The organism is Paraburkholderia sp. BL27I4N3, assembly GCF_003386115.1.
Taxonomy (GTDB): Bacteria; Pseudomonadota; Gammaproteobacteria; order Burkholderiales; family Burkholderiaceae; genus Paraburkholderia.
Window position 1 is genome coordinate 4148953 of record NZ_QREJ01000001.1, and the last position, 13568, is coordinate 4162520.

Genomic DNA, 13568 nt, shown 5'->3' on the forward strand with positions numbered 1-13568 from the left:
CTGCCTTTGATTGGCAGCCCGTTTTTATTGGCTTAAGGCAAGCTGAATTGAATCGAGGCCCTTATTGCTTGACCGGCCGCTTCGCCAGCTTGCGCTGCAGCGTGCGACGATGCATGTTCAACGCGCGCGCGGTAGCCGAAATATTGCCGCCGTGCTCGGCGAGCACGCGTTGAATATGCTCCCACTCCAGACGTGCCACCGACAACGGCGTGGGATGCTCGATCGCCTCTTCAGCTTGCAGCGCACTCGCTTCACTTTGCAGCGCCGACAGAATCGTCTCGACGTTGGCAGGTTTGGCCAGGTAATTATCGGCACCGTCTTTCACCGCCTGCACCGCGGTAGCGATGCTCGCATAGCCCGTCAGCACCAGCATGCGCGCGTCGGGCTGCAAATCGCGCAACGGTGCGACGAGCGTGAGACCTGAGTCGTTGCCGAGATGCAGATCCACCGTGATCTGGCTGAACTTCTGCTGATTTGCCAGCTTGATGGCCTCATCCGCGTTGTGCGCCTCGCTCACCGTGTAGCCGCGCCGGGTGAGCCCGCGAGCGAGGATGCCGGAGAACACCTCATCGTCGTCGATCACCAGAAAATTCATATCGCTCATGCCTGTTTCTCCGTGTTGGATGGCGCAGCGCCTAGACGGCCTTTGCCAGAAAATTTGCGTCCGGCGAGCGGCAGCTTAAGGACCGCGCGCGTGCCACGCGGCTTGATAGCGCTGACATCGGTCAACTCGATCGACCCATTCAGACGCGCCGCCGCCGAAAAAGCCAGATAGAGGCCCACACCGTGCCCACCTTGCGTGCTCTCGACCGGCATCGCTCCGAGCGAGCCGCGCAACGCGGCCGGAATGCCGGGGCCCGCATCACATACTTCGAAGACGATCTGGTCGCCGCGCGCCCCCAGCGCGCAGGACAGCGTCACGTGATCGCGGCTTGCACGCGCGGCGTTGTCGAGCAAAATCGTGAGAATCTGACTCACGGCCACCGTATCGTCAAGACTGACATCCGCCGGCGGCACGCCAACCCGCTCGAACTTCACATGCGGATGACGCAAGCGCCACTGCTCGGCAAACGATTCGAGCCACTCGCCGACCTGCTGCCGGTTGGTAGTTGTCGATGCCCGGCTGCGCAAGCGTGCAAGCGCCGACGTACACAGGGTCATCTGCTGTTCGAGCAATTCGAGATCGGCGCTATAAGGCGCAAGTCCCTTATCTGAACGCGCTGCATCTCGCAATTCTTCGGACAACATGGCAATTGTAGACAACGGCGTTCCGATTTCGTGCGCGACGGTAGCGGCCTGCACACCCAGAGCGACCGCGCGTTCGTCGTGAAGCAAGCGCTGCTGCGCATCTCCGAGCGCTGCGTCACGTAGCCGCAATGCTCGCGACATGCGCGCAACGAACCATGCAATGAGGCCGACGCTGACCATGAAGTTCACCCACATGCCGGCTCGGTAGTAGTCGAACAGGTTCGCCGGATTGTCGAGATTCAGCGGCACGGAATCGAAACCGAGGACTGCGTAACAGGCCACGGCGAACGCCGCGAGCCACGCCATCAGATGCCACGGCAGCACGGCCGCGGCGATGGCGAGCGACGGCAGATAAAGCGAAACGAATGGATTGGTGGTGCCGCCGGAGAGAAACAGCAGCGCGGACAACGCGCCCAGATCGACCCAGATCTGGCCGAACAATTCCATGTTGGATTCGGGGCGCTGCTGCGAGACACGCCACCATGTGATTCCGTTGAAGATCACTTCGAGCGCGATCACCAGCAGCATGGCGGGCAGCGGCAAGTGCACGCCGATGAAAATCTGCACGAACGCAATCGTCATCAACTGGCCAATGATCGCAAGGCTGCGCAGCCAGAACAGATGCCCGAGATTGACGCGGCCAGTGTTGGTGATTCGGTGCATGACTTTAACTTTAATTTACCTGTTCGGACTAGTCCGACTTACCTCGCGGCCTTGCGTCGGTAACATGGAATTTTTGCGATAGCGCTTAACGGGAACGAACTTTCTTCGGCTCCTTCATCGCGCAACTCATCCATGCTACCGACTCCCCACAGCGAGGCCGACGCCTCTTCAGCTTTCCTGACTGTTCTGCGACAAGCCGCCGCAGCCCGGCAAACCGGCACGGCGCAGGCCGAAGCCGCCTGCCTCGACGCTGCGGCGCGAATTCATCCGCTCGACGACGCCTCGCTCAGTTCGCTCATGACCAAGCTGCTCGAACAACAGCGCTCCGGCGACGCAATCGAACTCGCCGCCATTATTGCCCAACTCGATCCGCGCAACGCTCTTGCACACTTTCGCCTCGGCTACGCGCTGCAGATGGCGAACCGGCATGCCGAAGCCATCACGCCCTATCGCCATGCACTCACAATCGATCCGCGTTTGCCGCGCCTGTGCAACAATCTCGCCGCTGCGCTGACGTTCACCGGCGGCAGCCTGAACGAACGGATCACGCTGCTGGAAAATGCCGTCCGCGATGAACCCGATGAGGGCGACGGCTGGACCAATCTCACGCACGCTTACCGTATAAATATGGACCTGCCGCGCGCGCTCGAAGCCGGCGCAAAGGCCGTGCAATGCGCGCCGCATAGCCCGCTGGCGCACAACAACTATGGGCTGACGCTGCGTGAAGCGCAACGTTGGGACGACGCGGCGCAAGCCGCCCAAACCGCTTGCGCGCTAGCCCCCGACGACGCCAGCATGCGCTCCAATCTCTCCATGCTGCAGCTCGTTCATGCCGATTATGCGCACGGTTGGGCATCGCATGAAGCGCGCTGGGACGGTTCTTCGGAATTGGGCGGCAACCGTCCGGTAATGCCGGCGCCGCTTTGGCGCGGCGAACCGCTTGCCGGAAAGACATTGCTCGTATGGGGCGAGCAAGGCATGGGCGACCTGTTGCAGTTCTGCCGCTACATTCCAATGCTGGCCGAGCGCGTCCATCGCGAAGGCGGCCGTCTCGTCTGGAATTCATTTCCGCAGATGGGCGCGCTGCTCGCGCGCAGCCTCGGCGCTCATGCGGACGAGTTTTCAGCCGGTGGCGGGGTCGAATCGCTGCCGGCGTTCGATTACGAGGTTCCTTTGCTGAGCCTGCCGCTGATTTTCGACACGCGCGAAGAAACGATTCCGGCGGCGCCCTATCTGCAAGCGGACCCGCGCGCCATCAACTCGTGGCAAGAGCGGCTGGCCGGGGAATCGCGGCTCAAAGTCGGGTTGACGTGGACCGGCAGCCATGGCCATCAACGCAATCCGTTCCGGCGTGTCGGCTGGGAGCGCTATGCGGCTCACTTCGGCGGCATGCAGGACGTGGCGTTCTATTCGCTGCAGCCGGGCGCTGGCGCGGACGTGGCGGCGGCACGTGCGGCCGGCTTGCCGATGACCGACTACACCGCCGAATTCGCGACCTTCGACGATACAGCCGCGTTTGTCGGCGCGCTCGATCTCGTCATTACGGTTTGCACCTCGGCGGCGCATCTGAGCGGCGCAATCGGCCAGCGCACGTGGGTGCTGCTCGACGTCAACCCGCATTGGGTCTGGCTGCTCGACCGCCGCGACAGCCCGTGGTATCCGAGCGCCACGCTTTACCGGCAGCCGCAATTCGGTCAGTGGGAGCCGGCGCTGGAAGCCGTCGCGCGTGATCTGAGTGCGCTTGCGGCTCAGCACCGCCGGGCGGCATAAGCGCGCCGCGCTTAAGTAGGCGGATCGCGCTACCGTGAGCCGGTGGCGCACCCCTGAGCCGGTGGCGCTCTCGCAAGACGGCGACGCTGCGCCCGTAGGCCAGTGGCGCGCTCGCCAGCTAGCAACACCCCCGGGGACTGACTGTGCTTTCCCCCAAGCTACGCCGGCTCGCGCGGCCTTCCCCCGCCAATCACACGCCGCCGGGCCTCACCTGAGCCGCCTGCGCAATCTCCGCCGCAAGACATTCAGGACACAAACAGCGCCCAGTTGGATCGAGCCGGTCTGCCGACAACGGCGGCATCTCGCGACACCAGCAGTCGAATGGCTGGCCGTGCATGGCGCAATCGAACGCGTTGCCGCAGCGCGGGCAGCGCGCGCGGCCTTCAGAACGGGAAACGGACGGTTTCATGACAGCCTGGACACCCTCGCAGCAACGGGGATCAGGAAATGATGCCACGACTGGCGAACCACCGTGAGTCGTCCGTTCGGCTAATTTACGGGCACCTCCGAGGCGCGGTACGCTTTGTCTTCCGTTGGCGTGCGGGCCGTGATTGCGCGGTGCGCAAAGCCCACGGCGCCCGCCGCCCGCGCAACTATCGAAAACCCTGTTGCAGCGCGCCAGTCCTGTACAATTCGCCCTGTTTCAACTGTTCCGTGCCTGAGCCTGCCGCCATGTCCGAGCTTCCCGACCTTTCGCAGATCGCGCCCACCCTGAAGGCTGAAATCCTGGCCGAGGCGCTTCCCTACATTCGTCAGTATCACGGTAAGACCGTGGTCATCAAATACGGCGGCAACGCCATGACCGAAGAGCGGCTCAAGCAAGGCTTCGCGCGCGACGTGATCCTGCTCAAGCTGGTCGGCATCAATCCGGTCATCGTGCACGGCGGTGGTCCGCAGATCGACCAGGCGCTGAAAAAGATCGGCAAACAGGGCACGTTCATCCAGGGCATGCGCGTCACCGACGAAGAGACGATGGAAGTCGTCGAATGGGTGCTCGGCGGCGAAGTGCAGCAGGACATCGTCACGCTGATCAACCACTTCGGTGGCCACGCGGTCGGTCTGACGGGCAAAGACGGCGGCCTGATCCACGCGCGCAAGATGCTGATGCCGGATCGCGACAATCCTGGTCAGTACGTGGATATTGGCCAGGTGGGTGAAGTCGAGGCGATCAATCCGGCGGTCGTGAAAGCGCTGCAAGATGACGCGTTCATTCCGGTGATCTCGCCGATCGGCTTCGGCGAAGACGGCCTCTCGTACAACATCAACGCGGATCTGGTCGCGGGCAAGCTGGCGGTGGTGCTGAACGCCGAAAAGCTCGTCATGATGACCAACATCCCCGGCGTGATGGATAAGGAAGGCAATCTGCTGACCGATCTGTCGGCGCGCGAAATCGACGGCCTGTTCGCCGACGGCACGATCTCCGGCGGCATGCTGCCGAAAATCTCGTCGGCGCTGGACGCGGCCAAGAGCGGCGTGCGCTCGGTGCACATCATCGACGGCCGTATCGAGCACTCGGTGCTGCTGGAAATTCTCACCGAACAGCCGTTCGGCACAATGATCCGTTCGCATTGATTCCTGCCTCAAATCCGGCACACGCGGCACGTCATGGCGTGCCCTGTGTGCCGTGCTGCTGCGCTGGGCAGTCATCCGGCGCGCGCTACACTTTCGGCGGCTCGCAGCGGCGCGCCGCCACAAAGCACCACCCCACTACCTCGTCCTTGCTCGCCACCCGCACCGTGAACCGTTCGCGTTCGCCGCGTGAGGCAACTGTTCGCGCCTGAACGGCGTCCTCCACCATGCGCACTCCCACCTCCCGAAACCGTCGGCCGCACATCGCAGGGGGCCGTCCGGTCTGGCTGTTCGATCTCGACAATACGCTGCATCACGCGTCGCACGCGATTTTTCCGGCGATCAATCAGGGGATGACGCAGTACATCATCGACGCGCTGCAGGTGGACATCGACGAAGCAAACCGTCTGCGCACCGGCTACACGCAACGCTATGGCGCAACGCTGCTGGGCCTGACACGCCACCATCCGCTCGACGCGAACGACTTCCTGAAGGTCGTGCACACCTTCCCCGATCTCGGTTCGATGATCCGCCATGAACGCGGCGTCGCGCGCCTAGTCGCTGCCCTGCCGGGCCGCAAGATCGTGCTGACGAACGCGCCCGAAGCCTACGCGCGCGCGGTGCTCGCCGAACTGCGAATCGAGCGTCTGTTCGAGCAGGTGATCGCCATCGAACATATGCGCGATCGCCGCCGCTGGCGCGCCAAGCCCGACCACGGGATGCTGCGCAAGGCCATGCGCGACGCGCACGTTTCGCTAAAGGACGTGATCCTCGTCGAAGACACGCGTTCGCACTTGAAAAACTATCGGCGGCTCGGCATCCGCACGGTGTGGATCACCGGCCATCTGCCACGCAAGCCGCACGCGGACGGCATACCGACTCGCCTGCCGGGCACCGGCCGGCCACACTATGTCGATAGAAGCATTCGTTCGTTAAAATCGCTACGACTGAGCACCCGCTCGGTTCGATTGAAGAGACAGCAGACGGGACGACAGCCATGCAGCCGATCGACAAGCCTGACGAAGTCTTAACCGAACACGAACCGACCACCACGCTCGCCGCCCCGCGCGCGCAGCGCCTGAAGCCGGGCGAGCGCCGCGTGCACATCCTGCAGACGCTCGCCGCGATGCTGGAGGCGCCCAAGAGCGAAAAGATCACCACCGCGGCGCTCGCCGCCCGGCTCGGCGTATCGGAAGCCGCGCTGTATCGTCATTTCGCCAGCAAGGCGCAAATGTTCGAAGGGCTCATCGAGTTCATCGAGCAGACCATCTTCGGGCTGATCAATCAGATCGTCGACAAGGAAAGCAACGGCGTGCTGCAGGCGCGTTCGATTGCGCTGATGCTGCTCAACTTTCCCGCGAAGAACCCCGGCATGACGCGCGTGCTGACGTGCGAGGCGCTGGTCGGCGAGCATGAACGGCTGACCGAGCGCGTCAATCAGATGCTGGAGCGCGTCGAGGCGTCGTTGAAGCAATGCCTGCGGCTTGCACAAATGGAAGCGAACACCGCGGCGAGTTCGGGCGAGGGCGCCGTCCCGCTGCCGGCCGGCTACGATCCCGCGATCCGCGCGAGTCTGCTGCTGAGCTATATCATCGGCCGCTGGCATCGCTATGTGCGCAGCGGCTTCGCGCGACCGCCCGCCGACCACGCCGACGCGCAACTGCTCCTGATTCTTCAGTAGTCCGCGCGGCTTGCGTCGCGCCACGCTCTGAGCCCGCGACGTTGCCGCACGAAAATTTCCGCTATACTTTGCGCCTGACCGCGGGACCCCGATTCATTCGGAACCGCCGTCCGCAACACCCTGAACACCTGCTTGAAAAGCTTATACGCGCCGATTTGCTGACTCGATTGCGGGCGCGCGAACTGCCGGGAACGTTTCCCGCGGTTCACTATAAATGCGGCTAAAGAGGTCGTCAGCCACGCACACAGTCGTTCCTCCGTGCTTTCGCCGACGCCGTTTAGCCGCCCTGTTTCGACAAATGGCGGAATGAATGGAATCGATCGGTATCGTCGCTCCCCACAAAATGCATTTCTCCGAGCCGCTGCAATTGCAGAACGGCAGCTCGCTGGCCGGTTACGACCTGATGGTCGAGACCTACGGCACGCTCAACGCCGCGCATAGCAACGCGGTGCTGGTGTGCCACGCGCTCAACGCGTCGCATCACGTGGCGGGCGTGTACGCTGACAATCCCAAGGACATCGGCTGGTGGGACAACATGGTCGGGCCGGGCAAGCCGCTCGACACCGACAAGTTCTTCGTAATCGGTGTGAACAACCTCGGATCGTGCTTCGGCTCGACCGGGCCGATGAGTATCGACCCGGCCACCGGCAACCCGTACGGCGCCACGTTCCCGGTCGTGACAGTGGAAGACTGGGTCAACGCCCAGGCGCGCGTCGCCGATCAGTTCGGCATCACGCGTTTCGCGGCGGTGATGGGCGGCAGCCTCGGCGGCATGCAGGCGCTCGCGTGGAGCATGATGTATCCGGAGCGCGTCGGTCATTGCATCGTGGTCGCGTCCACACCCAAGCTGTCGGCCCAGAACATCGCGTTCAACGAGGTCGCGCGCTCGGCGATTCTGTCGGACCCGGATTTCCACGGCGGCAACTACTACGCGCATAACGTGAAGCCGAAGCGCGGCTTGCGCGTCGCGCGCATGATCGGCCACATCACGTATTTGTCGGACGACGACATGGCCGAGAAATTCGGCCGCTCGCTGCGTCGGGCGGAAGGCGCGGTAGACGCGTATAACTTCAACTTCGACGTGGAATTCGAAGTGGAGTCCTATCTGCGTTATCAGGGCGACAAATTCGCCGACTACTTCGACGCGAACACCTACCTGCTGATCACCCGCGCGCTCGACTATTTTGATCCGGCCAAGGCTTTCGACGGCGATCTGACCGCCGCCGTCGCGCACACCACGGCGAAATATCTGATCGCCAGCTTCTCGACCGACTGGCGTTTCGCGCCGGCCCGCTCGCGCGAACTGGTGAAAGCGCTGCTCGACCACAAGCGCACGGTCACATATGCGGAAATCGACGCGCCGCACGGCCACGACGCCTTCCTGCTCGACGACGCGCGCTATCACAACCTGATGCGCGCCTACTACGAACGTATTGCGAACGAGGTGAACGCATGAACCAGCGAGCACTCGATTACCTGGCGCTGCGCCCGGACTTCCGCGCGATCGCGCGCTGGGTCGAACCGCGCGCCACCGTGCTGGATCTGGGCTGCGGCGATGGCTCGCTGCTCTCGCTGCTGACCGAAGAACTGGACGTGCAGGGCTACGGCATCGAAATCAACGACGCGGGCGTGCTGGCGTCGACGCAGAACGGCGTCAACGTAATCCAGCAGAATCTGGAAGACGGCCTGCGCCTGTTCGAAGACGGCAGCTTCGATTTCGCGATTCTGTCGCAGACGCTGCAAACCATTCATCAGACGGCGGCGATCCTGCGCGAGACCGTGCGGGTCGGCAAGGAATGCATCGTGTCGTTCCCGAACTTCGGCTACTGGGCGCATCGGCTCTCGGTGCTGCAGGGGCGCATGCCGGTGTCGAAGTCGCTGCCTTATCAGTGGCACAACACGCCGAACGTGCGGGTACTGACCATCGAGGATTTCGAGGCGCTGGCGCCGGAAGTCGGCATCGAGATTCTTGACCGCGTGGTGCTGCACGACGGTCAGGTGGTGCGGTGGGGGGTGAACTGGCGTGGTAGTCTTGCGGTCTATCGCGTCAAGAAAAGCTAACCCCACTTATCCACATGTCGAACCCGCCGCACGAGGCGCCTGCACTTACCGCTCACGAAGAACATCCCGGCTGGCGCGCGTTCCTGAATACGCGCATGCTGATCTGCGTCTTTCTCGGCTTTACGTCGGGCTTGCCGCTGTTCACGCTCGTCTACCTGGTGCAGGCGTGGTTACGCTCAGAAGGCGTCAATCTGAAGGAAATCGGCCTCTTTGCGCTGATCCAGTTCCCGTACACCTGGAAATTCATCTGGGCGCCGTTGATGGACCGCTACGTCCCGCGTTTTCCGGGCTGGCGTCCGGGCAGACGGCGCGGCTGGATGCTGGTCACGCAAATACTCGTGGCCGGCGCCATTGCCACCTTGGGGTTCGTGTCGCCTAAAGATTCGATCTGGACGGTGGCGGCTTTGACCGCGCTGGTCGCGTTCTTCGGCGCAAGCCAGGACATTGTGATCGACGCCTACCGGCGCGAGTTGTTGAGCGATACCCAGCAGGGTCTGGGCAACGCGGTGCACGTGAACGCTTACAAGATCGCGGCGCTGGTGCCCGGTTCGCTCGCGTTGATCCTGTCCGACCATTTGCCTTGGACCACCGTTTTCATTGTGACGGCGGCGTTCATGCTGCCTGGCATGGTGATGACACTCGTCGTGCGCGAACCCGAAGTCCACGGCACGCCGCCCAAAAATCTGCGCGAAGCGATCGTGCAGCCATTCAAGGAATTCATTCAGCGCGACGGCTGGCGCGGCGCGCTGTTCGTGCTCGGTTTCATCTTTCTGTACAAGCTCGGCGACACGATGGCGACCACGCTGTCCACCTCGTTCTTTCTCGACATCGGCTTTTCGCGCACGCAGATCGGCGTGATCGCGAAGACCACCGCATTCGGCGCGAGTCTGGCGGGCGGGATTGTCGGCGGGATCTGGCTGATGAAAATCGGCATCGGCCGCGGGCTGTGGATCTTCGGTGTCCTGCAGATGGTGTCGACGCTCGGCTTCGCATGGCTCGCGCACCTCGGGCCGGCATCGCCCGGTCTCGTGGCAATTTACGACATCGCCGTCTGGCTGAGCGAAGGCACGACGAAGCTGCTGGCACTGGTGGGCGTCGATTGGGCGGTGCAGCTCGAGCCGCGTTCAGTTGCGCTGGCGCTTGTCTACGGATTGGAAACCTTTGCCACCGGGCTGACGATGGCGGCCTTCACCGCCTATATCGCCAGCACCACCGATCCGCGCTACACCGCCACCCAGTTCGCCCTCTTCACGAGCCTTGCTTCGGTGCCGCGCACGCTGGCTTCCGCGGCGAGTGGCTACGTGGTCGCGCAGATCGGCTGGTTCGACTACTTCATCGTTTGTACCGCGCTGGGGTTGCCCGGCATGCTGCTTCTGCTGCGTATCGCGCCGTGGAGGAAGCAGTCGTGAAGGCGCTTCTTTCGAAGGGTGCGGCGCGCTCGGTGACGTCTCGGCGCCCTGCCATCAAGGGCAGCCGCGCGGCGCTGCACGCCGTATGCGCGCTTGGCTGTGCGAGCCTGACATTTGCCGCGCCATTGAACGCCTCTGCGGCAGCCGTGCCGGCTGCGGCCACCAGCGCACCCGCGGCGACTCCGGCGCCGGCCACTACGTCAGCACCGACGGCGAAGCCCGCAGCGGCGACAGCCGCGAGCCCTGAAAACGCGACATCCGCGGCACAGGGCGCGAACAATGCCACCGGCGCAGCGGGTGCAGGCAGCGCGCCCGCCGCTGCAACGCCGCCTTCATCACCTCCCTCGCCCCAACTGACGCAGCCGCCGCCGGCCCCGGTCACGGCCAGAACGCCCGCCGCGACATCTTCGCCACCCGCAGCCACCAAAGCGCCGGCCGTCCCCTCGATGCCCGCCCCGGCGTCCGCGTCGTACACCCTGAACACGCAGTTGCGTTACGGCGGTTATCTGGTGTTCCGCAACCTGATCCCATCGCCGATGCTCGAGGCGCAAGCCGCCGACGAGTTCAGCCAGATCACCTACGGCGCCGAGCATTCGAACCGTCTGTATGCCGACACCGACGCGCATGTCACGCGCGTGCGCTCGATCGTCGACAAGATGATTCCGTACTCGCTGAAATGGAACGAGCGGGCCAGGAACTGGAAATGGGATGTAGCGGTGGTGCGCTCGCCCGATATCCGCATGTACTGTCTGCCGGGCGGCAAGATCGTCGTGTACGGCGGACTGCTCGACCGCGCGCATCTGAACGACAATGAGCTCGGCATGCTGATCGGCCATGAGATCGCGCATGCGTTGCGCGAGCATGCACGCGAGCGGCTCGGCCAACTGCAGGCAAGCCAGCTCGACTCGTCCGGCACGATCCCGCAGCTATTCGGGCTCGCCGATCTGGGCGCGGCGCCGCTTGGCATCGGCTCGCGCCTGCTGGAAATGAAGTACGAAAATACCGACGAGACCGAAGCCGACGTGATCGGCAGCGATATCGCATCGCGCGCCGGCTTCGATCCGCGCGCGGCGGTCACGCTGTGGGACAAGCTGGCGCAGGCCACGCGCAGCAATCGCGATCAAGGCTTCATCTACGTGCATCCCTACACGCCGGCGCGCCGTCAGGACATCGTCAAGCGCTTGCCGGACATGCTGCCGCTCTACGCGAAGGCGATCGGCAAGACCGTGGACGCGTTGCCGGACTACGCCGGCATGGGCCGGCCGCGCCGCAAACTGGCCCGCGATTGAGTTGCGCGGGCCTTTAGCGTCAGCTTCTTCCGTGACAACGCATGCCGCAGGGCGGAGTTCAGGTTTACTTGCTGCGCACTCGCACTCGCACTCGCACTCGCACTCGCACTCGCACTCGCGACCATTGTCGTGACAAAGGCGAGCCCTCAGCCTCGCTTGCCGTGCTTACTTCTTCACCTTGTGGTCGTAATCCACCGTTAGTGGCGCATGGTCGCTGAACTTGATATCGCGGAACACATCGGTACGTTTCGCCTTGCTCGCGATACCCGCCGTCGCGATCTGATAATCGATCCGCCACCCGACGTTCTTCGCATACGCCTGACCGCGATTGCTCCACCATGTGTACTGTTCCGGCCGCTGGTCGAGCGTGCGGAACACGTCGACGTAACCCACTTCATCGAATAGTTTGGTGAGCCATGCGCGTTCTTCCGGCAAGCAACCCGAATTCTTCTGGTTGCTCTTCCAGTTCTTGATATCGATTTCCTTGTGGACGATATTGACGTCGCCGCACACGATCACCTCACGCTCCTGAGCCAGCTCCGCGAGATGCGGCATGAACTCGTCCATGAAACGGTATTTGGCCTGCTGGCGTTCGTCGCCGCTCGAACCCGAGGGCACATACACCGAAATCACCGAGAGCTTGCCGAAACGCAGTTCGACATAACGCCCTTCCGGGTCGAACTCCTCGCTGCCAAAACCGATCACCACTTCGTCCGGTTCGTGACGCGTGTACACGCCCGCGCCGCTATAACCCTTCTTCACGGCGTGCTGAAAATAGCCGGTGAAGTTGTGCGGGGCCATGAATTCCGGCGTCATATCGTCCTGCGAGCATTTGATTTCCTGCACGCACAGCACGTCGGCCTTCTGCTCTCCGAACCAGTCGAAAAAGCCTTTCTTCGCCGCTGAGCGGATGCCGTTCAGGTTGGCGGTAATCACACGCAACATGTCGTTCCTTTTTACGTTCGATTCGTTGATGAAGCGAAAGGCACGGTCACTCGACCTTGATGCCCTTCAGCGATTCTTTGGCAGGCGGATATTCGAGCTTGAGTGCTTCGAACGTGCGCAGCAGCAACTCCGCAACCATCACATTGCGATGAGTCTTGGAGTCGGCGGGAATCACGTACCACGGCGCGTATTCCGTCGAGGTCGCTGGCAGCGCCTCCTGGTACGCCGCCTGATACTGGTCCCACTGCTTGCGCGCTTCGAGATCGGCAAGGTCGAATTTCCAGTGCTTGCTCGGATCGTCGATGCGCGCCTGCAGACGCGTCCGCTGCTCGTCTTTCGAAATGTGCAGCATGCACTTGACGATGGCCGTACCGCTATACGCCAGCAATTCCTCGAACTGGCGGATGTGGCAGCAGCGTTGCATGAAGGCTTGCTCATCCAAAGTGCCGTGCACGGTGGGCACCAGCAGATCTTCGTAGTGACTGCGGTTGAAGATCGTCAGCTCACCGGCGGCCGGCGCTTGTGAATGCACGCGCCAGAGAAAGTCATGCGCGAGTTCGACAGGCGTCGGCGCCTTGAAGGGCACGATGCGCAAACCAAGCGGATCGACTTCGTGAAACACGGCGCGGATGGTGCCGTCCTTGCCGCTCGTGTCCATGCCCTGCAGCACCAGCAATACGCGCCGCGTTTGCTGCGCGTGCAGGCGCTCCTGCAAGTTGTCGAGCTTCGTGCCGATCTCCGACAGAAGCGCCTTGTCGCCATCTTTCGAGCCGGTCGAAAACGGCTTGGCGGCCGGGTCGAAATCGCTCAGCGAGAATTTGTTTTTCTTCTTGCCGTCGTCGAAATACGGCACGCGGAAATCGTCGAGTTCGGGTTGCCTGGCCATCCACACACTCCCCTGATCTGTGTTCGCTTAAATGGACCCGCAAAATG

At 63.0% G+C, this 13568-nt stretch carries 13 protein-coding genes; 8 read left to right on the plus strand and 5 right to left on the minus strand.

The genetic code is table 11. The features are described from left to right. Window positions 1-61: 61 nt before the first annotated feature. Together B0G71_RS18765 and B0G71_RS18770 are read right to left on the minus strand one after the other, a co-directional pair. Window positions 62-604 (minus strand): response regulator transcription factor, encoded by a 543-nt coding sequence (locus tag B0G71_RS18765; RefSeq protein WP_012431409.1) that lies wholly within the window; start codon window positions 602-604, stop codon window positions 62-64. After that, window positions 601-1911: an ATP-binding protein gene (locus B0G71_RS18770; protein ID WP_106283936.1), complete on the minus strand. Its 1311-nt coding sequence runs from the start codon at window positions 1909-1911 to the stop codon at window positions 601-603. Before B0G71_RS18770 ends, B0G71_RS18765 begins: the two co-directional genes overlap by 4 nt. Before the next feature lie 132 nt (window positions 1912-2043). Between B0G71_RS18770 and B0G71_RS18775 the strand changes: the two genes are divergently transcribed. After that, on the plus strand, window positions 2044-3681 hold the full coding sequence (locus B0G71_RS18775) for a tetratricopeptide repeat protein (protein ID WP_116143342.1): 1638 nt from the start codon (window positions 2044-2046) through the stop codon (window positions 3679-3681). 190 nt (window positions 3682-3871) lie between these two features. On the opposite strand, the gene B0G71_RS18780 is transcribed toward B0G71_RS18775, so the two are convergent. After that, window positions 3872-4090 (minus strand): cysteine-rich CWC family protein, encoded by a 219-nt coding sequence (locus tag B0G71_RS18780; protein ID WP_116143344.1) that lies wholly within the window; start codon window positions 4088-4090, stop codon window positions 3872-3874. A gap of 263 nt (window positions 4091-4353) precedes the next feature. On the opposite strand from B0G71_RS18780, the gene argB reads away from it, so the two are divergent. From argB to B0G71_RS18820, 7 genes are all read left to right on the plus strand, one after another. Then, window positions 4354-5253 carry an acetylglutamate kinase gene (gene argB / locus B0G71_RS18785; RefSeq protein ID WP_007179687.1) on the plus strand — a complete coding sequence of 300 codons (900 nt, stop codon included), beginning with the start codon at window positions 4354-4356 and terminating at the stop codon, window positions 5251-5253. Window positions 5254-5477: 224 nt separating this feature from the next. After that, window positions 5478-6281, plus strand: coding sequence for a pyrimidine 5'-nucleotidase (locus B0G71_RS18790; RefSeq protein WP_116118670.1), 804 nt, complete (start codon window positions 5478-5480; stop codon window positions 6279-6281). Beyond that, window positions 6248-6931, plus strand: a complete 684-nt coding sequence (slmA, locus tag B0G71_RS18795; protein WP_116143346.1) for a nucleoid occlusion factor SlmA — start codon at window positions 6248-6250, stop codon at window positions 6929-6931. The genes B0G71_RS18790 and slmA overlap by 34 nt, the downstream gene beginning before the upstream one ends. A 310-nt stretch (window positions 6932-7241) precedes the next feature. Further along, window positions 7242-8387, plus strand: coding sequence for a homoserine O-acetyltransferase (locus tag B0G71_RS18805; RefSeq protein WP_106283941.1), 1146 nt, complete (start codon window positions 7242-7244; stop codon window positions 8385-8387). Then, window positions 8384-8992, plus strand: a complete 609-nt coding sequence (metW, locus tag B0G71_RS18810) for a methionine biosynthesis protein MetW (RefSeq protein WP_012431403.1) — start codon at window positions 8384-8386, stop codon at window positions 8990-8992. The genes B0G71_RS18805 and metW overlap by 4 nt, the downstream gene beginning before the upstream one ends. 14 nt (window positions 8993-9006) lie before the next feature. Next, window positions 9007-10401 (plus strand): AmpG family muropeptide MFS transporter, encoded by a 1395-nt coding sequence (locus tag B0G71_RS18815; protein ID WP_106283942.1) that lies wholly within the window; start codon window positions 9007-9009, stop codon window positions 10399-10401. Next, window positions 10398-11690 carry a M48 family metalloprotease gene (locus tag B0G71_RS18820; protein ID WP_116143350.1) on the plus strand — a complete coding sequence of 431 codons (1293 nt, stop codon included), beginning with the start codon at window positions 10398-10400 and terminating at the stop codon, window positions 11688-11690. Before B0G71_RS18815 ends, B0G71_RS18820 begins: the two co-directional genes overlap by 4 nt. 165 nt (window positions 11691-11855) lie before the next feature. On the opposite strand, the gene B0G71_RS18825 is transcribed toward B0G71_RS18820, so the two are convergent. Beyond that, complete coding sequence (locus B0G71_RS18825; protein ID WP_116118668.1) at window positions 11856-12635, minus strand: exodeoxyribonuclease III; 780 nt, start codon at window positions 12633-12635, stop codon at window positions 11856-11858. Between the two features lie 46 nt (window positions 12636-12681). Beyond that, on the minus strand, window positions 12682-13521 hold the full coding sequence (locus B0G71_RS18830; RefSeq protein ID WP_116143352.1) for a PPK2 family polyphosphate kinase: 840 nt from the start codon (window positions 13519-13521) through the stop codon (window positions 12682-12684). Window positions 13522-13568 lie beyond the last annotated feature (47 nt).

Bases quoted from the DNA above. Each gene is read 5' to 3' on its own strand.
- B0G71_RS18765 (WP_012431409.1), bottom strand. From the start codon at position 604: ATGAGCGATATGAATTTTCTGGTGATCGACGACGATGAGGTGTTCTCC.
- B0G71_RS18770 (WP_106283936.1), bottom strand. From the start codon at position 1,911: ATGCACCGAATCACCAACACTGGCCGCGTCAATCTCGGGCATCTGTTC.
- B0G71_RS18775 (WP_116143342.1), top strand. From the start codon at position 2,044: ATGCTACCGACTCCCCACAGCGAGGCCGACGCCTCTTCAGCTTTCCTG.
- B0G71_RS18780 (WP_116143344.1), bottom strand. From the start codon at position 4,090: ATGAAACCGTCCGTTTCCCGTTCTGAAGGCCGCGCGCGCTGCCCGCGC.
- argB (WP_007179687.1), top strand. From the start codon at position 4,354: ATGTCCGAGCTTCCCGACCTTTCGCAGATCGCGCCCACCCTGAAGGCT.
- B0G71_RS18790 (WP_116118670.1), top strand. From the start codon at position 5,478: ATGCGCACTCCCACCTCCCGAAACCGTCGGCCGCACATCGCAGGGGGC.
- slmA (WP_116143346.1), top strand. From the start codon at position 6,248: ATGCAGCCGATCGACAAGCCTGACGAAGTCTTAACCGAACACGAACCG.
- B0G71_RS18805 (WP_106283941.1), top strand. From the start codon at position 7,242: ATGGAATCGATCGGTATCGTCGCTCCCCACAAAATGCATTTCTCCGAG.
- metW (WP_012431403.1), top strand. From the start codon at position 8,384: ATGAACCAGCGAGCACTCGATTACCTGGCGCTGCGCCCGGACTTCCGC.
- B0G71_RS18815 (WP_106283942.1), top strand. From the start codon at position 9,007: ATGTCGAACCCGCCGCACGAGGCGCCTGCACTTACCGCTCACGAAGAA.
- B0G71_RS18825 (WP_116118668.1), bottom strand. From the start codon at position 12,635: ATGTTGCGTGTGATTACCGCCAACCTGAACGGCATCCGCTCAGCGGCG.
- B0G71_RS18830 (WP_116143352.1), bottom strand. From the start codon at position 13,521: ATGGCCAGGCAACCCGAACTCGACGATTTCCGCGTGCCGTATTTCGAC.